The following is a 26922-nucleotide window of genomic DNA, read 5'->3' on the forward strand; positions in this document are numbered from 1 at the left end:
TTTCTCCTAATTGTTGGACTAAGCGGCTCGTTCCGGAGCCGCTGCAAAGTATCCCAATATTTTAATTAACTGTCGAGATAATTTTTAATTATTTTTGTTGAGAAAAACTATAAAGAACATATGAAACGCATGATGTTAATTTCTTTACCATATCCAGATGAAGAAATTCATTAGGTCCATGAGCATTAGAGTGTGGACCCAATACACCGGTGATCATAAATTGGGCATTTGGAAATTGCTCGCCCAACATTCCCATAAATGGAATAGTCCCACCTTCCCCCATGTAGGCTGCAGGTTTACCATAAAAAGTACGCGATGCTTCATCAGCGGATTGAGCTAACCAACCAGAAAGCAATGGAGCATTCCACCCTTTTGATCCATCATCAACCCGAAAACTCACTTTGGCATTATACGGCGGATTTACCGTTAAAGTTTCCTGCAACGCTCGTGATGCTTCTTTTGGGTTTACCAGTGGAGGTAGGCGCATGGATAGTTTAAGTGCTGTTTTAGGGCGCATAACATTCCCTGCATTTGCAATTGCAGGAAATCCATCTGCACCCGTCACGGTCAATGCTGGTCGCCATGTTCGATTCAAAATTAATTCCGGATTTTCCTGTCTGACTGGTTGAACTTCATCATGCCAGGGAAATTCAGTATACACTTGATTACCAAGCGCCAAAGCGCAATCTTTTGCCTGACTGATTCGCTCTTCAGGGATATCACAATAAAGCTGAGGTAACTTAATTTCACCGGTTTTCTCATCCTCAATTCGACTGATTAATTGTCTGGCAACTCTAAAGCTATCAGCTACAATACCGCTGGCATTACCGGAATGTACTCCTTCATTGATCAGTTCAACCGTCAGTTCTCCGACAACATTGCCGCGCAAAGAGGTGGTCATCCAAAGTTGCTCATAATTACCGGCTCCCGAATCCAGGCAGATGACCAAGGCTGGCTTACCAATCCGCTCTTTTAATAGTTCAATATAATAAGGCAAATCGTAACTGCCGCTTTCTTCACAAGCCTCAATAATTAATACACAGCGAGGATAAGGAATGTCCTGCGCTTCAAGAGCACGAATCGCGGTTAATGAAGCATAAGCAGAATATCCATCATCTGCTCCCCCTCGTCCATAAAGGAGCCCATTTTTCAACACCGGCTTCCACGGATCCAGGTCTTCATGCCATCCAGACATTTCAGGTTGTTTGTCCAAATGTCCATAGAGTAAAACGGTTTCATCGATTTGCCCGGGGATTTCCATAAAAATTAAAGGCGTTCTGTTTTCTAAACGCATAATTTCCAATTTCATTCCTTTGGGCGCATGATCTGTGCACCACTGGGCGATATGGGCAACGGCTTTATCCATATAACCATGTTCTTGCCACATGGAATCAAAATGAGGTGATTTATTGGGAATTTTAATATAGTCGCATAAACTGGGCAGTATTTCTTCCTGCCATTGCTGATTTACATAATCATACAGTTCTTGGGGCTTGAACATGTGCTTGCTCCTTGATTATTGCTACGATTTTGTCTGTAGCAGACTCAATTTTTAATGCTTTGATTTTTTTATCAATATCATTCGTGTTGTTTATCACTTCCTGGAGAGCAGCTAATAAAGTTTCTGCATTCAAAGCCTGATCCTGAATCACGACACTGATACCCAATCCCTGGAAATAACGCGCATTTTGTATTTGATCCCCTCGACTCACCATTGCGGATATCGGGATGAGGATATGCGGTTTTCCTAAAGCAAGTATCTCATACAAAGAATTTGCCCCTGCTCGAGAAATAACAATTGAAGCGGCCGCAAACAAATCAGCAAGCTCTTCATTGGCATATTCAAACTGACGATAACCTTTAAGATGATTCAATGAAGGATCGATTTTTCCCTTGCCACACAAATGAATCACTTGAAACTGCTCAGTTAATTGTCCAAGAGCATCCCTCACACTCTGATTGATTGAGCCTGCTCCTAAACTTCCACCAATAACCAGCAAACACGGTTTTTCGTTATTAAAGCCACACATCTCCAGCCCTTTCGCTGGGGATCCTGTAAATAATTGCTCACGAATTGGAGTGCCGGTAACCTCAATCTTATCCTGACGCTTAAAGTGCTTTTTACCCGCCTCAAAGGTGAGGCAAATTTTATTAACAAACGGAAATGAAAGTCGGTTAGCCAACCCCGGGGTCATATCTGATTCATGGGCAACGACAGGGATTCGATTTAACCAGGCACCGACAACCACTGGGAATGCAACAAATCCACCTTTAGAAAACACCACATCAGGTTTTAATCTATGAAATAAGAAAAATGATTGAACAATTCCAATCACTATTTTAAAAGGGTCTAACACATTTTTCAGACTAAAATATCGGCGTAATTTCCCACTGCTCACCGCATGAAAAGGTATTCCCACATTCTGAATCATCCCTTTTTCAATACCTTCTTCTGAACCAATATAATTTATATTCCACCCTTCTGCCTTAAATTCTTTAATTAATGCCATATTTGGAGTGACATGACCGGCAGTGCCTCCTCCAGTAAATACGATACTCAGGCTCATAACACTTCCCTAACTAATAAGCTTAAGTCAATTGCCTTGACTGATTTAGTAATTGCACCCACAGAAATAAAATCAACCCCGCAACGGGCAACTTCATTTATATTCTCAATATTTATCCCGCCTGAAGCTTCCAACTCACAGTATTTAGGCTGATTCATCTGTACCGCCTGCCTGAGCATATCCAGACTAAAATTATCCAGCAGTATCCTGTCAGGATGGGCTTCAAAAGCCTCACGTAACTCACCCAGAGTTTCCACCTCAATCTCAACTAATAAATGTTTGTCAGTACTTCTGGCCAGGTTAATCGCTTTGGCAATCGTTCCACAGGCTTTAATATGATTTTCTTTTATCAAAAAAGCATCATATAGTCCCATGCGATGATTAACTCCGCCACCACAAACGACAGCATATTTCTGAGCCAATCTTAGGCCAGGTATCGTTTTACGGGTATCCAGTAATCGAGTGTCCGTACCACGAAGCTTCTCTACATAATGGTGAGTTTGAGTTGCTGTGGCTGAAAGGGTTTGCAAAAAATTTAATGCTGTTCGCTCTGCCGTTAAAATACTGCTAGCGGTACCGTGAATGATGCACAAAGAAGCGGGTTCGGCTAACCATTCGCCCTCGGAAACCAACCATTCAATTTCAATTTTATCATCAATCTGAGCAAAAACTTCATTAACCCAAGGTTGCCCGCAGACCAACATCGCTTCTCTGGAAATAATCTCTGCTTCGACTATAAGGTGAGATGGCAACAAAGCTGCGGTCACATCACCAGTGCCAACATCTTCAAGTATGGCATGCCGCACATCTGAGGCAATTTGTAACGTATCAATTTTCAAACCTTCAGTTCCTTTTTCTTGTTAGCATAACGCGCTTTTAATAAGGGAGGCGCAATAAAAGTAGTCACTAAAACCATTAGAACTATAGAGGAAAACAGTTCATCAGAAATGACACCCAGTGTACGACCAATAGATGCGAATACCAGACCAACTTCACCACGAGGCAACATACCAATGCCAATCAGCAATCGATCGTCTTTACGATTCGCACCTAACCCACTGACCAATTTTCCAATAATTGCGGCAACAATTAAACCACTGGATAATACAATCACATTCCAGCTGCAGAATGTTTCTAATTTCACCTGAATACCTATCACCATAAAAAACATGGGTGCCAATATAGACTCTAAAGGGGAAATTAAATGATGGATGCTTCGATTTTCTGTTTGACGAGGTTCCTGTGATTTAAAATAATCATCGTGAATGATCACTCCAGCGGCAAAAGCACCAATAATAGCAGCCAAATGTACAAACGAAGCCAGCCAGGAAAGGGCCATTACAAAAATGAACGAAATAAACAACTTGGATTCCCATGGCTCAAGAAAACGTAAAAAATGAACGGATTTGCGTAAAAATACAGGTCCCAAAACCAGGGTACCCGCAAAGAAAAGTAAGGAATATATAATAATTCGTACTACCATCCCAACATCAACAGCACCACTTATGACGACGCTACTAACCACAGCCAATAGAATCAAGCCTAAAATATCATCCAACATGGCTGCGCCGAGAATAGTTCGTGCTTCTCGTGTACGAAGCTTATTCATCTCTTTAAGCACTCTCGCTGTAATGCCAATACTGGTAGCGCTCAAAGTTGCCGCGATAAATAAATCCGCTTGAACGTGTGAAGCGGGTAGTAAAAAATAAGCAGCAAGAAAACCCAGAATCATTGGTGCCAAAACACCAATAAGAGCAACTAAAATGGATTCTTTACCGGTGTGCTTCAGTTCTTCCAGAGAACTTTCCAATCCGACCATAAACAAAAGAAAGATAACACCCAGACGTGAAAATATATCCACTATGTACGCAATTTTAAGATATTCCGTACCATCAGTACCGCTTAACGCCTGAGTGATTTGTTGAGCATAAAACGGATTGGGAATAACTGAACTTACGGCCTGACCAATTGGAACGCCATTTAGAACTTCCTTCATCACATTAAAAATTGAAGAACCTTCCCTCAAAATAACAATGAGCTGGCTTCCCAAAAAATAGCATAGATTGCCGACAATAACGCCCATCAATAATTCCCCGAGCACTCCGGGTTGATTCAACCGTCGAGCAATGTATCTGCCGATAATGGCAAAGAAAAAAATGGACGTCACACCAAGAAGAACCGAGGCAACAGGATCAGCATGATCATCAGTGCCCGCGGCAAACGCAATCATCGGGCAGATGCTCACTACAAGAAACCACCATTTTGAACTGCGCATAATTCCCGCCCCCTTTAATGTAATTTATGATATCCCTATGTAACTAAAAGGTCTGAACATTCCTCATATTTTAAATCACACATTGATTAGTATCTGTTGACAATTTACTTGTTCCGTTACCCACAAATGTTTACGCACCGTGGCTTGATTCTAAATGATTCTTACCTTTTTTACGTCATCCTCGCGAAAGCGGGGATCCATTAAGCAAACACAATCAGGTGCTCATGTGATGCATGGATTCCCTCCTTCGCGGGAATGACGTACATTTTTCTCAGATCGATTCCCTATTAACTAACTCAGTATTTAGATGCCAGAATTCCTCAGCGCTTATGCAAGGATGTCATAATACTGTCTTTACTGCTTTGCCAAAAATAAACAGGTTTCCAAAACAGAATCAGGATTCAGAGATACACTATCGATTCCTTCTTTCATTAACCATTGGGCAAAATCCTGATGATCTGAAGGTCCTTGACCACAAATCCCTATATATTTACCCGCATTTTTACAGGCAACAATTGCCATATGCAATAATGCTTTGACCGCATCATTCCGTTCATCAAACTGAGCAGCCACCAAACCAGAGTCTCTATCTAATCCTAAGGTTAATTGCGTCAGATCGTTAGATCCAATTGAAAAGCCATCAAAATGCTCCAGGAATTCGCTGGCCAATAAAGCATTAGAAGGTAATTCACACATCATAATAACCCGCAAACCGTGTTTGCCTCGTTCAAGTCCGTGTTGCTTTAAAACTTGAATGACATCACTGGCTTCAGAAACGGTTCTTACGAAAGGAATCATGACTTCGACATTGGTTAACCCCATATCTTCCCTAACTCGTCTGACTGCTTTACATTCCAGAGCAAAACACTCAGCAAAACTTGAAGACACATAGCGCGATGCGCCTCTAAAACCCAGCATCGGATTTTCTTCATGAGGTTCATACAATTTGCCACCAACAAGATTTGCATACTCATTTGATTTAAAATCAGATAAACGTACTATCACAGGCTTGGGATAAAACGCTGCTGCAATGGTTGCTATCCCCTCTTTTAATCGCTCAATGTAATATTCAACAGGTGATGAATAGGCTACTGTTTTATCCGCAATGAATTTTTTAAGTTCTTTATCCTGCAACGTATCAAAATCAAGTAAGGCTTTAGGGTGAATTCCAATGGTATTGGAAATCAAGAATTCCAGCCGTGCCAAACCTACCCCTGAATTCGGAATTGATTGAAAGGCAAAGGCTCTTTCAGGATTACCCACATTCAACATCACTTTCATGGGTAATTCTGGCATGGTTTCTACATCGAGACGAACTTGCTCAAAGGGCAAAAGACCAGAATACACAAAACCCGTATCTCCTTCAGCACAACTCACTGTAACGTCATCACCATCTGTAATGGTTTTCGTTGCATCACCACATCCCACTACTGCAGGAATTCCCAGTTCGCGCGCAATAATTGCAGCATGACAGGTTCTTCCCCCGCGATTGGTAACAATAGCTGATGCACGCTTCATGACCGGCTCCCAATCAGGATCCGTCATATCTGAAACAAGAACATCACCAGGCTGGACCTTATGCATTTCACTTATATCTTTAATGATCTTTGCCTTACCCTGTCCTATACGTTGTCCTATACTACGGCCTTCACTTAATATTTCGCCTTTTTTCAGTAACGTGTATCGCTCCAATACCTGCTTGCTATCTCTGCTTTTTACCGTTTCAGGACGCGCCTGCAAAATATACAATTTGCCATTTTTTCCATCTTTAGCCCATTCAATATCCATGGGTCGACCGTAATGCTTTTCTATAGTTAATGCTTGTCGCGCTAATTGTTCTACTTCTTCGGAACTCAAAGAAAACAATAATTGCTCTGCTGGATCAACGTCTACTATTTTTACTCGTCGCTCCAAAGACGGATCGTCACAATAAATCATTTTGAGTGCTTTACTACCCAGATTTCTGCGAATTACGGCGGGTTTGCCCGCATTTATTCCTGGTTTGTGAACATAAAATTCATCAGGGTTTACAGCTCCTTGAACTACCATTTCACCTAAGCCATAAGATGAAGTGATAAAGACAACTTGATCAAAGCCTGATTCAGTATCCATAGTGAACATAACACCACTGACTGCCAAATCACTGCGTATCATTTGTTGAATTCCAGCAGATAATGCCACATCACTATGAGCAAATTCATGGTGGACACGGTAGGCTATAGCTCTGTCATTAAACAAAGACGCAAAGACATGTTTAATTGAATCTAAAACTGCATCTATTCCCTTAACATTTAAAAAAGTTTCCTGTTGACCGGCAAAGGAGGCATCCGGTAAATCTTCTGCTGTAGCAGATGACCGGACAGCAACACTAAAATCATCATGACCGATTCGATCAGCCAACTCTTTATAGGATGAACGAACAGCCTGTTCAAATTCAGGGGTAAAGGGGGTATTAATTATCAAGTCTCGAATGTGTTTACCCACTACAGCTAATTGACGCACATCATCAGTATCCAGTGAGGATAATTGTTCATAGATTTTCTTATCCAGGCCGTCACGGGATAAAAATTCCCGAAATGAATCTGCAGTAGTTGCAAATCCACCGGGTACAGAAACACCAACTGAGGATAAATGACTGATCATTTCACCTAGAGAAGAATTTTTACCACCTACCTGCTCCAGGTCTCGCATTCCAAGTTGCGCCAAATCGATAGTATGTATTTTAACCGTCATATCAACCCCAAATTCATAAAATGATAGCCATTCTACTTAAATTGTCAGTCTATTGGAATTAGAACCTTCAAGTCTTTGGCAGTTGCCTCAATTGAAATTCTATAAACGCTTATTTAGAGGGGTATTTTTTTTCAATAGTAACAAAATATGACAAAGTTGATCATTATGAGTTAAGATGAATTGCTGTACCATTTCAGGACGAACAGGCTCACTTGAACCTGTTCAACAGTTCAATTATCACAAGGACGTTACAATGTTTAAACGTATAGCACTCATGTCTGTTGCCTTATCTTTAAATACGATTTCCTTTTCCAGCGTAGCCTGTTCTGCCTTGGTCTTTAATAAAAACAAGCCCGCTACTGTTGCAGTCAATTTAGACTGGAAATACAGAGAGGGAGCAGTAGTTATTCATCCACGCGATACACTGATGGTTTCCAATGTTGACAGTCATCAATATCATCCACTGATTTGGAAAAGCCGTTACGGCAGTGTCGTTTTTCATGGTGGAAACCGCTTTAAACCAGGCCCTGCTGCCGATGGAATGAATGAAAAGGGCCTTACAGCTTCAGCTCTTATTCTGAGTTCTTCACGTTATTCAGTCAGTGGGGATAAACCTACTTTAAGCACGTCTGAATGGGTACAGTATATTTTAGATAATTTCCAAAATGTACAGGAAGTCATTGATGACAGTTCCAACTATCAGTTACTCCCCAATACCTATCGCAATGTGGCTATGAATCTTCATCTGATTATCAATGATGCCGAAGGTAAATCAGCTGTTCTTGAATATTTAAATGGCGAACTGGTCATTCATACTCAGGACAATTTAATCCCTCCTGTGATAACCAATATCGACTATGCATCAGCACTAGCCGCTCTTAGTGAGTATGGCGAGTTCGGTGGTGATAAACCACTTCCCGGAGGATATGATTCTAAATCACGCTTCGTAAGGGGCGCACATTATCTCAAAAAATTGCCTAGTTATATAGCGAATGAAGAACATATTGCTTACGCGTTTAATGGTTTGGGAAATGTCGCACAGGCACCAGGAACTTCCTCGCCCACGCAATTGAGCATGGTGTTTGATATCGGTACCAAGACCATCTACTTCCGTAGTATCAATGAAGCCAATCTGAGAATGATTCCCTTAGACGGAATTAATTTTAGTGAACTAAATGAACCATTATCTGTAAATACCTACCAGCATGCCTCCGGAAATATAATCAATCAATTTAAATCGATTGATGGCTAAACAATAAGGGCGCTTTGCGCCCTTATTAATTCAATTGATTTGATTACAGTTCCTAGGTACCTACCCCTACTTCGGAACTATTGCTTGAAACCTCGTATTTATCCTGGTTCCTTGGATCGGGTAAATTCACATGACACGCGGCAAGAGCCTTGGAAAAATCTTTAAAGAAATTATGTTCACCAATCATATTGAGGATCCCAATTTTACGTAATTTTTCTTCAACTGAATCATTAGCGCCACTTAATATCACTCGCACTCCACGTTTTTGTAATCCTGCGATAACTTCCTCTAAAGTTTGCAACCCGGTAACATCCATGAAGGGTACCCATCGCATTCTAATGATCAAAATTTGTGGATCGGTATGCGTGAATGCCAATGCGCGTTGAAAAACCTCTACAGCTCCAAAGAAAAATGGGCCTTCAATTGAATACACCAGCACCCCAGGAGGTAACTCAGCAATTTTCTGTTGTTCCAATTCTTGTGACAACTCAGCCTGAGACATTTGCTGTACTTCTACCCCCATGGCCATTTGACGCATAAAGAGCAGAATAGCGATGATAACTCCAATATTCACTGCGACGACTAAATCGACAAACACGGTTAAAATGAAGGTTACAAGTAATATCACTACATCCGTTCTTGGTGCCAATTTGATGATTTTAACGAAATGATGTACTTCACTCATATTCCAGGCAACTACAAATAAAATAGCCGCCAGCGCAGCCAGGGGTACATTTACGGCCAATGGCGCTAAAAACAATATAATTAATATCAAAGTCACCGCATGAATAATTCCTGATAAAGGACTGTTTCCACCGTTACGAATATTGGTCGCTGTTCGTGCGATGGCGCCAGTTGCTGCAAATCCGCCAAACAAGGGCGTCAGGATATTTGCTAATCCTTGTCCAACCAACTCTCGATTGGAGTTATGTTGTGTTCCAGACATACCATCAGCAACAACAGCTGATAACAGAGATTCAATCGCGCCAAGCATGGCGATGGTAAACGCTGGACCTACCAGTTCAATAATTCGATCCAGATTAATGGCAGGCAATTCAAAAGTGGGTAAACCCTGAGGAATCCCACCAAACATGCTTCCTATAGTGGCAACACTTTCGAAATGAAATATAGATTGCAAAACCGTTGCGATTACCAAAGCAATCAATGGACCTGGGACGCGTTTTAATCCAGGAATCCTGTTGGAAAAAATAACCATGAATAAAGAACACAATCCCAATATTGCGGTAGGTATATTGAATTGTGGAAACGATTGGATCAGGTGCCACAATTTTTCATGAAAATGCGCGCCAGTTGTTGTGGGTAATCCAAAAAAATATTGCCACTGTCCTACCCAAATGACTACAGCGATCCCCGAGGTAAATCCAATAATTACGGGGCTGGGTATGAATTTAATTATTCCGCCCAGTCGTGCGAGTCCAAAGAACAACAACATAAAACCAGCCATCAATGTGGCAATTTGCAATCCTGAGATCCCATATTTGGAAGTAATCCCGGCAAGCACTACAATAAATGCACCAGTAGGACCCGCAATCTGCAACCGACTGCCTCCCATAATCGAGACAACCAAACCGGCAACGATAGCGGTATACAAACCCTGTTCTGGCTTCGCTCCAGAAGCTATAGCAAAAGCCATTGCAAGGGGCAAAGCAACCACACCAACGATTAATCCAGAAACAATATTTTGTAACCAATATTTTTTTTGAAATAACCCAGCCTGATAGGATTCGATAATCGTTTTCATAAAAATTGAGCCAACTTATTAGAATTTGTGGCTATTATACGCACATGGAACAAAAATGTGTTAATTTTGATATAAAATTTCTCACTTTAATTCACATCTTGCCCCGCATCTAATATTATATATGCTTTCTTATTTAGGCAGGCTACCTATGACACTTTCAGCTTTAAACGCAATCTCCCCCATAGATGGTCGTTATATAAATAAAACAAGGTCTTTAAGTCCTTATTTTAGTGAATTTGCGTTAACTTATTACCGGTTGATGGTTGAAATTCGCTGGCTTGAATCTTTGGCAGCTAATGAGGCCATTCCAGAAGTACCCGCATTAAACGCGAACTCAAAAGCGTTTTTATCCGCTCTAATTGAAAATTTCAATGAATCAGAAGCTGGAAAAATCAAAGAATTTGAAAGGCAGACGAATCATGATGTAAAAGCTATTGAGTATTATTTAAAGGACAAATTCCAGAATCAGGAACAACTTAAATCGATCATTGGATTCATTCATTTTGCCTGTACTTCTGAAGACATCAACAATCTAGCCTATGCTCTCATGGTGAAACAAGCGATTGCCCAGGTAATTCAACCTACTTTGGCTGAAATTATGGGAAGTATCACTCTGCTCGGAAAACAGCACTGTGATGCTGCGATGTTATCCAGAACACATGGTCAACCCGCAACGCCAACTACTATGGGTAAAGAACTGGTAAATTTCGTAGCCAGACTTAAACGACCTCAGCAACAATTAGCAGAAGTTCTGATCCCTGGAAAATTCAATGGTGCGGTAGGTAACTACAATGCTCATCTTATTGCATACCCGGAAGTTGACTGGCGCAAACATTGTGCTAATTTCGTCACTTCATTCGGCTTGTCGTTCAATCCCTACACGACTCAGATCGAACCACATGATGGTATCGCTGAAGTATCACAAATCATGGTACGAATTAATAATATATTACTGGATTTCACCCAAGACATCTGGAGTTATATTTCCCTGGGTTATTTTAAACAGAAAACAATTGCCGCTGAAGTAGGCTCTTCGACAATGCCTCATAAAGTGAATCCTATTGATTTTGAAAATGCAGAGGGAAATCTGGGTCTTGCCAACGCCCTGTTCATCCATTTCTCTAATAAACTGACGCAGTCACGTCTGCAGAGGGATTTGTCTGACTCCACTGTATTACGTAATATAGGCGTGGCTTTTTCTTACAGTTTAATTGCCTATTATTCCATCACCAAAGGCAACGATAAATTACAAATTAATAAAACTGCCCTTGAAGAGGATTTAAATTCGAATTGGGAAGTTCTGGCAGAAGCAGTGCAAACCGTAATGCGTCGTTATAATGTTCCTGATGCTTACGAACAATTAAAAACACTGACTCGTGGTCAAGGTATTGATGCGGAAAGTCTGAAACATTTTATCAATAATCTTTCCATTCCCCAAGAGGCAAAAGCGCAACTTTCCAGCCTGACCCCAGAAACCTACACTGGTCTGGCTACACAGTTAGTTAAGGCATTTTCATGAGCGATACCTTATCACAACAAGGGCAAACCTTTAAATACGATGTTCTTGTTATAGGTACCGGATTAGCTGGATTGCATTATTGCCTGCAAATATTGGCAATCCAGCCTCAATTAAAGATCGCGTTAATCAGTAAAGCGGAATCAATTGAATGCAATAGCCGTTATGCACAAGGCGGAATAGCTGCTGCTTTTTCCCCAGAGGATTCACTTGAATCACATATTTCGGATACCCTCCTTGCTGGCGATGGTTTATGTTATCAGCCAGCCGTAGAATTTATTATTCGTCAGGGACCGGACATAATTAAACAATTGGGTCACTATGCGGTTAAATTCAAACAGGACAAAAATGGTGAGTTTAATCTGGCGAAAGAAGGCGGACATTCGCATAGACGCATTTTTAATTGTGGTGATCAAACCGGTTTAACCGTTACTCAAACCTTGAATCAATTAGCACGACACCACGATCAAATTGATTTTTTTGAGCATCATGTAGCAGTCAATTTAATTACTCAATACCTTCCGCACCGAACGGACAATCAAGGTGAGGTTTTAGGCGCTTATATTTTGGATTGTCAACACAATCGTATCCACACCTTTTTGGCTAATTGTGTCATTTTGGCTACTGGTGGCGCAGGAAAAACATACCGTTACACAACAAACCCCATGGTTGCAACAGGTGATGGTGTGGCTATGGCTTACAGAGCGGGAGCACGAGTAGGTAATATGGAGTTCTATCAATTCCATCCTACCCTTCTCCATCATCACTCTCTGAATAATTTCTTAATCTCTGAAGCGGTTCGTGGCGAGGGAGCTTTACTTAAAAATCCTGAAACGGGCGAACGGTTCATGAAGCAGTATGCCCCTGAGCAAATGGAGCTGGCTACCCGAGACGTTGTTGCCAGAGCAATTTTTAGTGAAATTGAGCAAAGCCAAGCAGGATATGTGTATCTAGACATTACTCACCAAAGCAAATCATTCCTGAAAAAACGATTTCCCCAGATATACACGACTTTATTATCTATAGGCATAGAAATGAGTCAGGACATGATCCCTGTTGTACCTGCGGCACATTACCAGTGTGGCGGAGTATTAACAGACGTTGATGGCCGTACAGACCTGAAACGGTTATATGCTATAGGCGAAGTCGCTTTTACGGGGCTTCATGGCGCCAATCGTCTGGCAAGTAATTCATTGCTAGAAGCTTTGGTCATGGGCTCCAATGCAGCACGATGCACTTTAAAAGACATCGCATCACCAATAAAAACAATGGATACTATACCGAACTGGAGTTCACCGGGTGAAGTCAACGCCAGACGTGCCAGTCAAATTAATGCTCAATGGAGAGGACTACGGGGAGAAATGACTTCCTATGCAGGAATAGTGCGTACTGAAGCAGGTCTTCAGGATCTACTACAATTAATAATGAAGCGTAAGAAAATTATTGAAGAATATTACTGGAAACATTGTATTACCCGAGACTTCATCGAATTAAGAAATATAATACTAAATGCTGAGCTAATCGTCAGGGCAGCATTAGCACGACGAGAATCCCGTGGAGGTCATTATCGGGAAGATTTCCCAGGTAAAAATATAAAAGCTCAGGAAAGCATTGCCAAACTGGGACCAGTAGATAATGCTCTTGGCTAGGGTTTGTTGACAATTCCGACGTCCCGCAACGTGTTCCTTAGGGATCCTCGCACAAGTTGGTAACTTCTCAATAACCTAAGGATACGTCATCCCGAATACAATGAGGGATCTCCTGAACATGGTTCTGTGTCTGCATTTGGAGATCCTTCACTGCGTTCAGGATGACGAAATTCCAGGATTTAATGATGTTTATCCCCAATTATTTTAGAGGTAGATTTGATGTTTAATAATTCGACTATTTACCAACCAGAAACGACCTTGATGCACATACGCAATGATATGAGCATTTGCCAAAGTGATTACCCAATAGACTGGTACCAGGAAGATTTTATACCCTATGCCGAAGAATATCAGGCACTACCAGATCGCAAGCTAACTACTGTATTGGAGTGGATGAAGCCTTATCTTAAGAAAGCACAGGATCATTTCGGCGATAAAATGCTCCTTCTCGCTCATTATTATATGGGTGGAGATATTGTTCGTTTAATCGAACAGTTCGGTGGCAAAATAGGCGATTCATATCAGTTAGCGCTTATGGCAGCCAATCATCCAGAAAAGTCAGTCATCATTGAATCTGCGGTGCATTTTATGGCTGAATCCATCAGTATTCTGGCTAACAAATCACAGCATGTGTACATTACCAATCCCAAATCAGGATGCACCATGGAAATGCTTGCCAAAGATTTTATGGTAGAACCTGCCTTTATCGATTTAAATGAGCGTTATGGTGCCGAGAATATTATACCTGTTTGTTACATGAACACCTCTGGCCGGGTAAAAGCCATGACTGGAGCACAAGGTGGAGCAGTTTGTACCAGTTCTAATGTAAAAAAAATATTCCAATGGGCACAAAAGCAAAATAAAAAAATCCTGTTTATACCCGATCAACATATGGGTGAAAATGTAGCTTACTGGCTAGGAATTAAGAATCTTGCTTATTGGCCTGGTGGAACAGCAGGTGCACGCTACTCACTGCCAGATCAAGATAAGAAAACTCTGGATCAATTTGATAAAGCAGAATTAATTTTATTTGCCAGCGAATGCGCAGTACATACACATTATCAACCTGAAATGTGTGAATACTGGCAGCAAAAAGGCTACGCCACCATAGTGCATCCAGAATGTCGTAATGCGGTCATACGAGTTGCCCAGTATTCGGGATCTACAGCATTTATCTGGGATCATGTCGTAAATGACAGGGCAGGAACCAAACGTTATGCTATAGGCACAGAAAATCATATGGTTGCCAACCTAAAACAATATTGTAAAGGACTGGGGATAGAAGTAGTCAATCTGGCAGAAGCGCCTAAAAAAGATGAAGAAAAAGGCATAGGCTGTGGTTGCGCTACCATGTCACGCAATGATCCTCCTCATTTGGTTGCCCTGGTAGATCTGCTGCGCCAAGGTAAAAACATGGCGTATAACGAAGTTAAAGCCGGTGATGTTGTTAACGAGTTTACGGGAACCAGAAACAGACTCCCGGTCAATGATCAGCAATGGGTAATAGATAATGCCAAGAAAGCCCTGGAAATGATGATTAACATTACAGAAGACCGGATTTAGTTTTGCTCATTCTAAAATTCAGCAATGGTGTATACGATAATAATTCGTGTATGCCCTGCTTACCTTCCTGATTGAAAACACGTTAAATGGTGATCCATCATTTAACGTCTAATGATCTCAACATCTCTTTAACTTCATCAATGGTTGAAACAGCCAGTGGATACTTATCTTCCAGTTCCGAAATAAATTTCATTACATCGTTTGGCGCTCTAAAATCATCTTTCACCTTAAATATCAAGGCGTAGATAAAGTTTGCTCTCTGAATATGTGGGTTTCGTTCGGGGCGATCCTTGTCGTATAACTCAGGTTGAATCTCTTTATCTCTTATATCGACAAGCTTACGCAGAACCAGCGCTTTAAATGCCTCATCTTTGGAAGAAAGCTCATCCATACGATGTTTCGCAGAGTCTGACTTGTCCATTTCATCAGATTTCAAATTGCTTCCATCATCTATATCATCCACGACTTATTCCCTCATTTAGAATCCAACTGGATTATATCCAAATTAAGTATAGTCACAGGCTAAAATGATTACAAATCACCCTCTATGGATTAATTTTCAGAAGTATCTGCAACATAAAACTGGCATTCAGTTAATCCTTGAGTACAGACATAACCACCCAAGGTATCTATCCAGCTGTTATCGGAGCGGGCTGGAATTTTTGTCAAAACCTGCCACCAGATAGAGTAATCACCTGCAGAGTTTCTATAAGTACAGGTTACGCCCTGTCCATATCGAGCAACAAGAATATTCGCTTTTACAAAACGCGTGTTTTCCTCTCCTTGTGGTCTGTTCAGTGAAAAAGGATTTTCAACCCAGGGAGAAGGTGGAACGCCCCATTTCAAAGAGGTCGTATTGGGATCGGGGCAATGGGTACTATAACCTGCAACACTAAAACTGAATAAAGCAACTCCCAAAACAAAACAGCCGGACTTATTCATACATACCTCATTCAACACGCTTAAATCAACTATAACTCATATTTTAGGCCATTATTTAATTAAGTGATTCAAAATGTCAAATAGGATTAAGGAATCTGAATCAGAAAGTACGCGTCCACGAAGGTTCAATATCAATTAGTTTTTCTACAAATTATGGAAAAAATAACCAGATACAGACTAATAATTAGAATAGTTCTGGTTCCAGTTAAATAATTTTCTAAAATCCATTGTTAGTATCTCTATCTTTGTTATAATGACCGCGCGTGCCGGGGTGGCGGAATTGGTAGACGCGCCGGATTCAAAATCCGGTGATGGTGACATCGTGTCGGTTCGAGTCCGACCCTCGGTACCAATGAATCTTTTTACAACAGCTCTCATTGGTTCACAACAGCTCGCAACTTATTGATTATTATTAAAATAATACTGACTTCTTCTTCTCAAATCGTTCTCAACTATTCGTTTATTTTCGTATTTAACCGCAGGTACTTTGGGTAAGATCTTGGGTAAGGTTTTTCTACCCTTCTATTCAAAGGTTCTGCTTAGTTGAGGTAAGGACAATGCTTTCAGACGCAAAAATTAGATCATTAAAGATAGAGGATGGAAAACGACACGCTGACCGAGATGGTTTAGTGTTGGAAATCAGACCCAGTGGTAAAAAAGTGTTCCTCTTTCGTTTTCAATGGGAAAAGAAACCACAAACAATTACCATAGGGAATTATCCCAGTATCAGTTTAGCAGAAGCTCGTACTCTCGCTATATCACATAGGGATTTACTTAATAAAGGAATCGACCCAAGAAAAAGTGATACCTTCGAAATTAAAAAAACCACTTTTCGTGAAATTGCAGAACAATGGCATAAAAAAAATAATACTCGTTGGAAACCAGTAACCAGTAATCGTCACCATAAGAGTCTTATACGAGACGTTTACCCATTCATTGGTGATAAACATCTTGATGATATAACTAAAGCAGATATTTTAGAAATCATCTGCCCTCATGAAATAAGAGGTCATTTTGAAGTAACACATCGATTGCATGATAGATTAGAGGCAATTTTTGAATATGCAGTGGGTTCATCACTTACAGAAAATTATCCATTCATAGGATTGAAAAAGGCATTAGCCCCCAAACCACGTGTAACCAATCAACCAGCCATAAATCACGAAAAAGCCCATGAAATGCTGAACATAATTAAAAACAGTTCAGCCACTAAAATCATTAAGCTATACATTGAACTACTCGCACACTTATTTACCAGACCATCAGAATTAAGATTAGCGCAGTGGAGTGAATTTAATTTACAAAAAGCAGAATGGCATATACCAGCGGATCGTATGAAGATGGCAGCACCTCATTGGGTACCTTTATCAGAACAAGTGTTAAAGTTGCTGAAAGAACTAAGACTTATTACTGGCTTCACCCCATTCCTGTTTAACTCACCATCCACAAAGAAACCACAACCTATCAGTGAAACCAGTGCAAGAAAACTGATCCACAATACTGGCTATAAAGATCTTCATACACTACATGGTTTTCGTGCCTTAGCTTCAAGTGTCTTACATGAACAAAGTCATTTCAGGAGTGATGCTATAGAAGCCCAACTTGCTCATAAAGTACAAGGTGTACGAGGTGTATATTTACGTGCTGATTTTAAAACTGAACGGAGAGAGCTAATGAACTGGTACAGCAATTGGATATTGGATGAACAAAACACAAAGCAATTGAAACAGGAGACTATTTAATATGAACTCAAAAATTGACTCACTGGAACTTGCTTTAAAACAATCTCTACAAGGTTTATTCCCGAAGCGATCTTGCATACTTGATTATACTGAAGTAAAAAAAAGAATAAAAAATGAAGTTAAGATTGCGTTAAATGTAGGGGATATAGATAAAATTATTCTTCTTATTACACAAACCGTCTCTGATGCTCAACATAAAGATCCAGCATTACTAATAATCGATCAAGCCCGAGTAAAGGTTTTAATTAGTAATAATAACGAAATAGTTGAGAACGTTCAAAATCAAATCGGACAACAGGTTGATATAAATCAGGCTAGTCAGATGATAGAAATCGTTATTGAAGAGATGAATCAGTTTCATGATACTAATAAATTTCTAAATAATTTGACCTCGCGCTCTAAAACTAATTGGGATGCCAATACATATGCATCAAAGAAATCGCAATTAGACCACCTATTCGATAGGGAACTATTAAAAGAAGAATTTCATTTGATAGCAGAAACATGGTTCCACTATATGGTATTTGCTGAAGATCTTCGCAGTCCTGATAATTATACTAAAGAACAAATAAAAGAACTAAAAAGAGTATTAATTGCACGCATTAGGTATCTTGAAGGTGTAGTTAAATCAAGTAGGGAGGCTATTGATCGGGTATGTGAAATTGATCGTTTTCTCTTAATTAATATTGAGGCTGAGGAAAAATACTTATTAGATACCCAAAATCAGTTAGATGAATCTAAAGCTCTTGCAGAACGGTTAAGACAAGATAATGGTTATGAGTTAAGTGCCAACCACATTCAACAACAAGCTTATTTTTCAGCATTTTTTTTGGGAGAGTTGTTGGGATTACATGAACCCCAATACTCTAAAGATGGGAATCCTCTTCTAACATTTTTAGATATTTTAACAGGCTGGACGGATGCCCAAATGGATAAGTACGTGACACGAAAAAGAATTAGTACAACTTACAGTATATACAAACAATTTAAACTAAATCCCAATAACAAGCCTTTCATTGATAATTTATTTAGATGTCATCAAGAACAAAAAAGGACTCTAAAGAGTATTTTAAAAGAATTCCAATCGTACTTATTAAAATTATCGATTAAACCCTGCGCCCTGTCTATCACCCATGACGCTTAGCTTAAAACCGCTATCGTCTAGTGGTTATTGCGACTCTTCAAAATAACTAACAATGCTCTTTACGGATCCGTGAGAACGATTCGTGAAGAGTCTTAGTTATTTTTGGAGAGAAAAATGAAAGATGAAGCATTATTGTTGTACCCCAAACAAGCTCAAAAACTTTTAGGTATAGGCACAACTAAATTTTATGAGTTGATTAAGTCACCAACTTTCCCAAAGGCTAAATCACCACTTGGTAAGCGTCCCATGTATTTAAGGGAGGAATTAGAAAATTGGGTTAAAAATTTAGATTAAAACATAGGCTCATGGATGGCTTATGTTCATTATAAAGCCACCTGAGCATATTATAAGAATTAGAGGGATAATTTGCTATGAACCTTATAATTGATAGAGCGCAGGGGCAGTGGCCTGAAATTTTATGTGCATTAGGTATAGATACGTATTATTTAAAAAATAAGCATGGGGCGTGTCCTGTATGTGGAGGAAAAGATCGCTTTAGATTTGACGATAAAGAAGGTAAAGGCACTTTTTATTGTAATCAATGTGGCTCTGGTTACGGAATAAAGTTATTACAGAATTACCATAAGTGGAGTTTTGTTGAAGCCGTGAATCAGGTTGCAAAGGTATTAGGCATTCAAACTCAGGAGAGGAACTATAATTTTAATCAGAGGATTAATTCTTCCCCTCAAATTTATGAGCATGGTCTTAATGCAGCGGAATTGAAGAAGCGTCGAGACTCTTTAATCTACACTTGGCTACAGACACAATTAGTCAGTTCGAGCGATCCTGTGGATTGTTATTTAAAATCACGCGGTATTCCCCTTAAAGAATATCCTTACTCATTACGCCACCACCCTCATTTACCTTATTACGATGAAAAAGGTTTAGTAGGGCACTTTCCTGTGATGATTGCGCTTGTAAGAGATCAAAATAATAAAATGGTTACGCTTCATCGCACATACTTAGGAAAAGCTTGTAAAGCCGATGTACCAACTCCTAAAAAGCTTATGCCTTCAATGCAGCCCAGAGCATCTGTTGGAGCAGCGATAAAATTATACCAACCTGTTAATGGAAAAATTATATTAGCTGAAGGTATTGAAACGGCGCTTGCTATGCATGTTGCAACAAAGCTTCCAGTGTGGGCAACAATAAGTGCGGTAGGTATGGAGAATATTTTGTTACCTCCATACATCAGAGAAGTGATTATAGCTATTGATAATGATAAATCTGAGCGTGGGCAACAGGCTGCTTATCAACTTACAAAAAGACTACTAACAGAAGGACGAGCGGTTAAATGCGTAATTCCTCCTTGTGTCGACAATGACTTTGCTGACATGTTATTGGAGGACTGATAATGAGTGCTGAAAATATTAAAGCCCTTGTCAATAGTACGCCATTTGAATTGCCATCTCTTAACACAGATTTGGCTGATCCACTGCCTACACGCAATACCTCAATAAAATATCCATTAGAGGCTTTAGGTAGTATTTTGGGTGAGGCTGCTAAACAACTCGCTTATCATGTTCAAGTACCTGAAGGCATGGCTGGTCAATCTGTTTTAGCTGCAGCGGGGTTAGTAGCACAAGCTCATATCAATGTGGAACGAGGCTGTATTGGTGTAAGCCCTGTATCAATTTTCTGCCTTAGTGTCGCTGAATCAGGTGATCGTAAAAGTACTGTAGATCGATTAGCCCTCGCACCGATCAGATCTTATGAAAGCGAACGAGCTCAGGCAATTCTCGTGAAAGAACAAAAGTATAAGGCCGAAATGGAGGCTTGGGAGATTCGACGTAATTCAATTATAAAATTATGTAACAAACCTAAAGCAGAGCTGGGGGAAGAGGAGCAAAAGAGGCTATCCGAGAGGTTATTTGAACTTGAACTAACTAAACCAAGACCACCTTCACGCTCAAATATTACCTTTAGCGAACCTACTTCTGAGGGAATATGGAAACATTATATTCAAGGAGATCCAAGCGCAGGATTATTTAGTGACGAAGGTATTTCCTTCTTTAGTGGGCATGGCATGAATGATGAAGCCAAAGGTAGAACTATTCACATCTTATCAAAGCTATGGGATGGTGATTCAATAACGCGCACGCGAGGTGGTGAAGGAGAATCAGGAGCCTTAACGAATCGTAGACTAAGCAGTCATTTAATGATTCAGCCAATTATTGCAAGTAAGGTATTATCTGATCAACTACTTCAGGGGCAGGGAGTTCTTGCACGATTCTTAATTTGTCATGAACCAAGCATTGCAGGTAGTCGATTATTATTAGATAGGGATTTAGAAAAAGGTGCAAATAGTGATCCTGCTATTGCTAAGTACTGGCAAAGGCTTACAACTTTATTAAATCAACCGTTGAGAATAAATGAGTCAACTGGTGAATTACAATTAACCGTATTTGCCTTAAGGGGTGAAGCGTTAGATGAATGGTGTGCTCTACATGATGGTATAGAAGAACAGCTTCGAGTTGACGGAATGTTTATAGAAATTAAAGCATTTGCATCAAAGGCAGCAGAAAATGCTGCTCGTATTGCTGCAATATTAGCTTTTATAGAAGGCTATGATCAACCTACCGTTGAACATGTGAAACGTGCAGGAATATTGATTGCTTATTATTTAGAATCAACTACCATGCTCATTACAGAAGCCCAATATGATGTAAATGAGTTACAAGCTAATGATTTGCTTGCTTGGATAAAAATGAAAGGCGGAACATTGTCGGCCGATCAATTTAAAGCATTACCGCCAAAGTATAGAGTGGCGCAGACAGCACGTCATTTATTACAAATTCTTGTTGATACTGGACATCTGCAGATTACCGTAAAAAACAGTAAAACTGGAAAGCCTGTAGTATGGGAGGTTAATCCATGTTAGATCTAATATCCAATGGATTTGCTTTAAGAAAGAAATCGCTTGCAGTAACACCTCAAGAAATCCGCTGTAACCACGCAACTGATATGTCATACCCAGTAAAGGATTCCGCAAGTACCGCAGAATCCGCAGAGGCAATGAATCAACACTCAGCTGATGATTACATGCAAAATAATGACAATAAAGATTGTGTTATTAGAGAAGATAACGGTCTTAACAAAGATAGTGTTGCGGAAACTGCGGATGTTATGGAAATTCAAGCAGAAAATCAAATTAGTGCTGCGGATTTATTGCGGAATAAATGCGGACTAAGCCTTGAAACGTTGATGAAGACACAAGTAATCGAGTTTGTACAAAGTAGTTGTCAGGGATTTTCTGTCAGTACTAGTTACGTTCTTAAACATCTTCTATCAAGCGACGATATCAATGATATTGCTGATGGTAATATACCAATGGAAACATTAAAATTACACATTGAACTCTGGATGGCAAAAGGAATGCCTCATTACTCTGGCGAAGCCGAGTAAAAATCAAATATATGGAGAAAAACATGAGTAAAAACCTATCAGTAGGCAGGCCAACTCGGTATACCGATAAACTGGCAAAAGAAATCTGCGATAAAATTGCATCATCAAGCAAAGGCACAAAAAAATTGTGTTTAGAGCACCCTCATTGGCCATGCCAAGATACCTTATTCACTTGGTTAAGAACATACCCTGAATTTTCCGAGCAATACGCGCAAGCTAAAATATGCCAGATTGAGTTGTTGATTGATGAAATTTTAGAAATTTCTGATGACACTACTCAAGATCAGTATGTGAATGAGCTAGGGACATTAGTACCTAATCCACCAGCCATAAATCGGGCTCGGTTAAAAATTGAAACACGCAAATGGTTAGCATCTAAGTTAGTTCCCAAGGTTTACGGTAATAAAATTGACATTGAAAGTGATGGCAGTATTTCAGAGGAACTACGACTGTCGATTGCTGATCTAGAAGCTAGACATAGTCGCGACTATTAAACTTTAGTTGTATAACATAGGAACTTTAACCAACCACATGCTGTAGGTTATACCATGTAAATAAGTGGGGGGGTACCCCCGCATAAAGGTGGGGTATCATCATATATAGGAGTCCCGCCTATCAGCAAACTGGAGTATTTTTTTATAATCTTAAGCACAGTATTTAGAAGACTTATTTATCCTGACTGGAAGTTTTGAAAAAAATGTCTTTGTATTATTTATAGTCTGATATATAGATTCGGCTATTAAAAACGTCCAGGGTAAGGCATTTATTAAATTCTAAATATCTTATATATTTATAAAAATAATGTTTAAAGAAATTAATTTCGATTAATCTCAATTAAAATCAACATTAAATGCATAAAGTATGCATAAATAAACTGCGACTCAGCATCCGGTAAAATCACTCATATTTCTCTAAATGGCTGCTGAGAGTTAACTGTTATATTACAAGCACCACTATTGCTAAGGTAAGAACTGATAGCCGCAAATGCCAGTTCAAAATTTGGAGAAGGCCCTACAAATATTTGTTGAAATAAATAACCATCTGATCTAATGCTATCGATATTAAAGGTAATATAAGGAATTAGAGTTGTCTTACCACTTAGGAATTGAATATCTTTATTTTTATAGCTTTCATAATACTTACTTACTAATCGCCACTCACATTCCTCATGAAATGATTGATTCTTTATCCTAATGAATACATTAAGTAACTGGGCAGTAAACTTACATAAATAAACATGATATTCTTGCCCTTTTGGCCCCTGAGCAATATTAATTGATGATTTATCCATATCAAATTGAATTAATATATTGTCTAGAGCTTCTATTAAAACTCGTTCTTGTTCATCAGATTGATATATGCATTTAATTAATAATAAATTATTTTTAGTTGCATACAGTTCTAGATCAGAAAAATCAAACCCTATACTGACACCTGTCCCATGATGGGTATATGCTCTCCATTGACTAAGTAAATTTCCATGTTCAGATAAAGAGAATGAAAATATATAGTGAGGGTTATATATTAAATATTTAACCCATTCTGTGAGTTGCTCAAGCAGCTGTAAAGTTAAGGGTTGAATATTTTGTTGTTCTTTACGTTGATTTACAATTTTAATAAACAAGTCAATTGCGTGTTTAATTTCACTAGAGTCATTCATATAATAAACATGAGTAGCTCTTAAAGTTTTAGTATTAACTATTTTATATAACGAATCATGATTTGTATAATGATACAAAACACCTTTCATTTTAGAACCTATAAACATATTAAATCCTTAAAATCAATATCATTAATCCAACTTGTGCTGGAAATAATTATTTTTAATTTAATAAATAATATACCGAAAGCATTTAACAAAACCATTCTCAAGGTAGGCCTAATCGCCACCTTTTATGTGCTGTTGGACTTAAGTCTACTGGATAAATGTTAAATCGCATAAAATGATTTATTTCTGATGCTGATAATAAACAGAAAATGATATAAAAATGTTGATTTATGTTCATTCCCTACATCAATTTGCAGATCCCAAGATGAAGTTTGCGATAGACACTCAAGAACTCCTACACCATCATTTAAAGAAATATGATATATAGGAGGGACATAACTGTCTAAAAATTCAACATTGAATGATACAACAGCAAGTTAGTTTTTAGGTGGAATATTATGGTCATCTATCAGCCATTTGTATGTGATATATATATTAACTATTTATATCTCCGTATAGTCTATTTAATTAAGTATAGAGTATTATCACTTTAAGAATTGTAGTGATATCTGTTATTTCTAGGTAAAATTTGTACATTAATTTAGATTGAGGATACGTTAAGAAAGACCTGGCTCAATGATTAAACATATAATCTTAATCCAAAACTAATATAAAATATTCGTATCTATTCATATTAATTCAAATAAGGTATTATACTCAACGTTGGGTAAGATATTGGGTAAGTACTGAGTCCTTATTATTCTAAACCAATAAAATCAAATGGTTACAAAGAGGTTCGAGTCCGACCCTCGGTACCAATGAATCTTTTTACAACAGCTCTCATTGGTTCACAACAGCTCGCACACATTTCATATTATTGAACTATCATTTTTAATAAAATCAAAAATAATACATCTTAAATAAACTCCCTATGTAATTTGAAGACACCCAAGCATAAATCTATGTACCTAGCATTCATCATGCTTCTATTCAAAAATTGTAGCCTGGGAGTAGACCCAAAGGGTCGTATCCCAGGATTCCATTTTCAAATGACTTTTTAAGCTGTCATCAGATTAAATCGTATTGTATTAAAGTTTAAACAAAGAAAGCGTAAAAATAACAAAACATCAATTTGGAGAGTGAGTGGGGAGTGAAAACCTGGGATACGGCCCTTTGGGCCTACTCCCAGGCTACGCCGATTTAAAACAGCCTTGTCCAATCACCTTTTCCTGTGTATAGGCAACATAATTTAATTCAAATTCCGTAAACAGGAGAGGGAGCTGATTGAAGTAAGCTGAAATTTGAGTGCATAGTTTAAGTTGATAGATGAACAATAGGGTAAATACCCTATAACTTATTACTCCCCTACTGCCTTCAATCCCTCTTCTTTATCCAAGAGTACCTGTTGTGGTTGATTACCATTGGTCTGATCTTTAATTAATATCAGGAAGGGTATAAATGCCAATGCGAATATAATGGATAATTGATATAGACCCACCCAACCGATATTCAACTGAATACTTGCGGCTATAGGACCTGAAATAATCCTTGGTAAGGTCGACAGAGCAACCAGAATGGAAAATTGAGTGCCGGTAAATTGTTTATTCACCAAACGCATGAATAATGCAACCAAAGCAGTGGATCCCATTCCTGCTGCAAAATTATCTGAAACCACTGCTACAGCTAATAAAACTGTATTTTTTCCAATCATAGCCAATGCCACAAAAAATACATTGGTGATCGCTTGCAGTAATCCAAAAAATAACAAAGAACGATAAAGTGAACAGTGCAGTAAAATAAAACCCGCTGTTAATCCTCCAAGCAATATGGAGCCTATTCCCAGCATCTTATTAATATAGCCAATAGTATCCAGAGAAAAACCCAAACCCTGAATTAAAAATGGCATGACAATACCACTGGTTGTCGTAGTAAAGGCCTCACCTAATTTATAACAAAAGACAAACATCAAAAGGTATATGATTTTAGGACGGCCAAACAACTCCTTAATTGGAGCAATAAAAGAAAGCGCAAAATTGGTTTTTTCTTGAATTTCAGCGGAAGGCTCTTGACTGAATAGAGTTGCAGCCATGCCTATTAACATCACAGAGCCCATAAATCGGTAGGTAAATGCCCAACCAAAATGACCTGCCATGATCAAGGCTAAACCACCGGACAATAATAAAGCCACTCGGTATCCAAAAACAGCAAGGGAAGCGCCCAGGGCGTGTTCTGATACAGGGAGGTATTCAGCTCTGTGTGCATCAATCGCAACATCCTGAGTCGCAGAAAAACACGCGAGTATCAATGCCAGAAATGCTAAAAATTTCGGATACTGTTCTGGAGTAAACCAGGCCATAAGATTAAATCCTACCAACAATAAAAATTGCATGGTCAGGATCCAGCTGCGCCTTTTTCCCAGATCAAATAATGAATAACGATCTAAAATTGGTCCCCAGAAAATTCGATAGGCATAAGGAAGGCTCACCAGGCTTAAAGAACCGGTGACCAGTACCGACATCCCACTATAAGCATACCAGGCTTGTAAGGTACTGCTGATTAAAGCCATGGGAAGACCTGAGGAAAAACCTAAAATGAAAACGATAAAGAGACGTTTGTTCATTATTTAGATATCTCGAAGCGAAGTAAATGAGGAACAGAGTTCAC

At 39.2% G+C, this 26922-nt stretch carries 21 protein-coding genes and 1 tRNA gene; 12 read left to right on the top strand and 10 right to left on the bottom strand.

The genetic code is table 11. The annotated features are described in order from the left end of the window. Positions 1 to 88: 88 nt before the first annotated feature. The 5 genes from IZU94_RS08455 to ppsA all read right to left on the bottom strand — a co-directional run bounded on the left by IZU94_RS08455 (position 89) and on the right by ppsA (position 7575). Complete coding sequence (locus IZU94_RS08455) at positions 89 to 1501, bottom strand: M20 family metallopeptidase (protein WP_203109824.1); 1413 nt, start codon at positions 1499 to 1501, stop codon at positions 89 to 91. Continuing rightward, positions 1476 to 2567, bottom strand: a complete 1092-nt coding sequence (murG, locus tag IZU94_RS08460) for an undecaprenyldiphospho-muramoylpentapeptide beta-N-acetylglucosaminyltransferase (RefSeq protein WP_203109826.1) — start codon at positions 2565 to 2567, stop codon at positions 1476 to 1478. Before murG ends, IZU94_RS08455 begins: the two co-directional genes overlap by 26 nt. Continuing rightward, entirely contained in the window at positions 2564 to 3406 is an 843-nt protein-coding gene (gene nadC / locus IZU94_RS08465; protein WP_203109828.1) for a carboxylating nicotinate-nucleotide diphosphorylase, read from the bottom strand. The genes murG and nadC overlap by 4 nt, the downstream gene beginning before the upstream one ends. Further along, positions 3403 to 4842: a cation:proton antiporter gene (locus tag IZU94_RS08470; protein WP_203109830.1), complete on the bottom strand. Its 1440-nt coding sequence runs from the start codon at positions 4840 to 4842 to the stop codon at positions 3403 to 3405. The genes nadC and IZU94_RS08470 overlap by 4 nt, the downstream gene beginning before the upstream one ends. 354 nt (positions 4843 to 5196) lie before the next feature. Continuing rightward, positions 5197 to 7575 carry a phosphoenolpyruvate synthase gene (gene ppsA, locus IZU94_RS08475; RefSeq protein WP_203109832.1) on the bottom strand — a complete coding sequence of 793 codons (2379 nt, stop codon included), beginning with the start codon at positions 7573 to 7575 and terminating at the stop codon, positions 5197 to 5199. A gap of 253 nt (positions 7576 to 7828) precedes the next feature. Between ppsA and IZU94_RS08480 the strand changes: the two genes are divergently transcribed. After that, a complete protein-coding gene (locus IZU94_RS08480) occupies positions 7829 to 8827 on the top strand; it encodes a linear amide C-N hydrolase (RefSeq protein WP_203109834.1) in 999 nt (332 codons plus the stop codon). Between the two features lie 52 nt (positions 8828 to 8879). Here IZU94_RS08480 and IZU94_RS08485 read toward each other — a convergent pair whose 3' ends face one another. Further along, positions 8880 to 10589 (bottom strand): SulP family inorganic anion transporter, encoded by a 1710-nt coding sequence (locus tag IZU94_RS08485; protein ID WP_203109836.1) that lies wholly within the window; start codon positions 10587 to 10589, stop codon positions 8880 to 8882. Positions 10590 to 10737: 148 nt separating this feature from the next. On the opposite strand from IZU94_RS08485, the gene purB reads away from it, so the two are divergent. From purB to nadA, 3 genes are all read left to right on the top strand, one after another. After that, on the top strand, positions 10738 to 12108 hold the full coding sequence (purB, locus tag IZU94_RS08490) for an adenylosuccinate lyase (RefSeq protein ID WP_203109838.1): 1371 nt from the start codon (positions 10738 to 10740) through the stop codon (positions 12106 to 12108). Next, positions 12105 to 13754, top strand: a complete 1650-nt coding sequence (gene nadB / locus IZU94_RS08495) for an L-aspartate oxidase (RefSeq protein WP_203109840.1) — start codon at positions 12105 to 12107, stop codon at positions 13752 to 13754. Before purB ends, nadB begins: the two co-directional genes overlap by 4 nt. Positions 13755 to 13973: 219 nt before the next feature. Further along, complete coding sequence (gene nadA, locus IZU94_RS08500; protein ID WP_203109841.1) at positions 13974 to 15317, top strand: quinolinate synthase NadA; 1344 nt, start codon at positions 13974 to 13976, stop codon at positions 15315 to 15317. A 97-nt stretch (positions 15318 to 15414) separates the two neighbouring features. Here the strand turns inward: nadA and IZU94_RS08505 are convergent, their stop codons facing one another. Both IZU94_RS08505 and IZU94_RS08510 read right to left on the bottom strand, forming a co-directional pair. Beyond that, entirely contained in the window at positions 15415 to 15780 is a 366-nt protein-coding gene (locus tag IZU94_RS08505; protein ID WP_203109842.1) for a hypothetical protein, read from the bottom strand. An 89-nt stretch (positions 15781 to 15869) separates the two neighbouring features. Beyond that, positions 15870 to 16259 carry a DUF3757 domain-containing protein gene (locus IZU94_RS08510; protein ID WP_203109843.1) on the bottom strand — a complete coding sequence of 130 codons (390 nt, stop codon included), beginning with the start codon at positions 16257 to 16259 and terminating at the stop codon, positions 15870 to 15872. Between the two features lie 265 nt (positions 16260 to 16524). On the opposite strand from IZU94_RS08510, the gene IZU94_RS08515 reads away from it, so the two are divergent. The 8 genes from IZU94_RS08515 to IZU94_RS08550 all read left to right on the top strand — a co-directional run bounded on the left by IZU94_RS08515 (position 16525) and on the right by IZU94_RS08550 (position 23044). After that, positions 16525 to 16611 (top strand) — tRNA-Leu (locus IZU94_RS08515). Positions 16612 to 16816: 205 nt separating this feature from the next. Continuing rightward, positions 16817 to 18001, top strand: a complete 1185-nt coding sequence (locus IZU94_RS08520) for a tyrosine-type recombinase/integrase (protein WP_203109844.1) — start codon at positions 16817 to 16819, stop codon at positions 17999 to 18001. 1 nt (position 18002) lies between these two features. Continuing rightward, on the top strand, positions 18003 to 19145 hold the full coding sequence (locus IZU94_RS08525) for a hypothetical protein (protein WP_203109845.1): 1143 nt from the start codon (positions 18003 to 18005) through the stop codon (positions 19143 to 19145). Between the two features lie 114 nt (positions 19146 to 19259). After that, entirely contained in the window at positions 19260 to 19439 is a 180-nt protein-coding gene (locus IZU94_RS08530) for a helix-turn-helix transcriptional regulator (protein WP_203109846.1), read from the top strand. 77 nt (positions 19440 to 19516) lie between these two features. Further along, positions 19517 to 20497 (top strand): DUF7146 domain-containing protein, encoded by a 981-nt coding sequence (locus IZU94_RS08535; RefSeq protein ID WP_203109847.1) that lies wholly within the window; start codon positions 19517 to 19519, stop codon positions 20495 to 20497. A 2-nt stretch (positions 20498 to 20499) separates the two neighbouring features. Continuing rightward, positions 20500 to 22026, top strand: a complete 1527-nt coding sequence (locus IZU94_RS08540) for a YfjI family protein (protein WP_203109848.1) — start codon at positions 20500 to 20502, stop codon at positions 22024 to 22026. Beyond that, positions 22020 to 22550, top strand: coding sequence for a hypothetical protein (locus IZU94_RS08545; protein ID WP_203109850.1), 531 nt, complete (start codon positions 22020 to 22022; stop codon positions 22548 to 22550). Before IZU94_RS08540 ends, IZU94_RS08545 begins: the two co-directional genes overlap by 7 nt. Positions 22551 to 22573: 23 nt before the next feature. Further along, positions 22574 to 23044: a terminase small subunit-like protein gene (locus IZU94_RS08550; RefSeq protein WP_238400326.1), complete on the top strand. Its 471-nt coding sequence runs from the start codon at positions 22574 to 22576 to the stop codon at positions 23042 to 23044. Positions 23045 to 23451: 407 nt separating this feature from the next. On the opposite strand, the gene IZU94_RS08555 is transcribed toward IZU94_RS08550, so the two are convergent. Beyond that, positions 23452 to 24318, bottom strand: a complete 867-nt coding sequence (locus tag IZU94_RS08555) for a DUF2971 domain-containing protein (protein WP_203109853.1) — start codon at positions 24316 to 24318, stop codon at positions 23452 to 23454. Positions 24319 to 25615: 1297 nt separating this feature from the next. Beyond that, entirely contained in the window at positions 25616 to 26878 is a 1263-nt protein-coding gene (locus tag IZU94_RS08560; protein WP_203109854.1) for an AmpG family muropeptide MFS transporter, read from the bottom strand. Between the last annotated feature and the right edge of the window lie 44 nt (positions 26879 to 26922).

This window comes from Legionella bononiensis (assembly GCF_016786215.1).
Taxonomy (GTDB): domain Bacteria; phylum Pseudomonadota; class Gammaproteobacteria; order Legionellales; family Legionellaceae; genus Legionella; species Legionella bononiensis.

Coding starts and splice junctions, on each gene's coding strand:
- IZU94_RS08525 (WP_203109845.1), top strand. CDS start 18,003: ATGAACTCAAAAATTGACTCACTGGAACTTGCTTTAAAACAATCTCTA.
- IZU94_RS08510 (WP_203109843.1), bottom strand. CDS start 16,259: ATGAATAAGTCCGGCTGTTTTGTTTTGGGAGTTGCTTTATTCAGTTTT.
- IZU94_RS08530 (WP_203109846.1), top strand. CDS start 19,260: ATGAAAGATGAAGCATTATTGTTGTACCCCAAACAAGCTCAAAAACTT.
- IZU94_RS08540 (WP_203109848.1), top strand. CDS start 20,500: ATGAGTGCTGAAAATATTAAAGCCCTTGTCAATAGTACGCCATTTGAA.
- IZU94_RS08560 (WP_203109854.1), bottom strand. CDS start 26,878: ATGAACAAACGTCTCTTTATCGTTTTCATTTTAGGTTTTTCCTCAGGT.
- IZU94_RS08520 (WP_203109844.1), top strand. CDS start 16,817: ATGCTTTCAGACGCAAAAATTAGATCATTAAAGATAGAGGATGGAAAA.
- IZU94_RS08455 (WP_203109824.1), bottom strand. CDS start 1,501: ATGTTCAAGCCCCAAGAACTGTATGATTATGTAAATCAGCAATGGCAG.
- IZU94_RS08550 (WP_238400326.1), top strand. CDS start 22,574: ATGAGTAAAAACCTATCAGTAGGCAGGCCAACTCGGTATACCGATAAA.
- purB (WP_203109838.1), top strand. CDS start 10,738: ATGACACTTTCAGCTTTAAACGCAATCTCCCCCATAGATGGTCGTTAT.
- IZU94_RS08470 (WP_203109830.1), bottom strand. CDS start 4,842: ATGCGCAGTTCAAAATGGTGGTTTCTTGTAGTGAGCATCTGCCCGATG.
- ppsA (WP_203109832.1), bottom strand. CDS start 7,575: ATGACGGTTAAAATACATACTATCGATTTGGCGCAACTTGGAATGCGA.
- IZU94_RS08535 (WP_203109847.1), top strand. CDS start 19,517: ATGAACCTTATAATTGATAGAGCGCAGGGGCAGTGGCCTGAAATTTTA.
- murG (WP_203109826.1), bottom strand. CDS start 2,567: ATGAGCCTGAGTATCGTATTTACTGGAGGAGGCACTGCCGGTCATGTC.
- IZU94_RS08480 (WP_203109834.1), top strand. CDS start 7,829: ATGTTTAAACGTATAGCACTCATGTCTGTTGCCTTATCTTTAAATACG.
- IZU94_RS08555 (WP_203109853.1), bottom strand. CDS start 24,318: ATGTTTATAGGTTCTAAAATGAAAGGTGTTTTGTATCATTATACAAAT.
- nadA (WP_203109841.1), top strand. CDS start 13,974: ATGTTTAATAATTCGACTATTTACCAACCAGAAACGACCTTGATGCAC.
- IZU94_RS08545 (WP_203109850.1), top strand. CDS start 22,020: ATGTTAGATCTAATATCCAATGGATTTGCTTTAAGAAAGAAATCGCTT.
- IZU94_RS08485 (WP_203109836.1), bottom strand. CDS start 10,589: ATGAAAACGATTATCGAATCCTATCAGGCTGGGTTATTTCAAAAAAAA.
- nadB (WP_203109840.1), top strand. CDS start 12,105: ATGAGCGATACCTTATCACAACAAGGGCAAACCTTTAAATACGATGTT.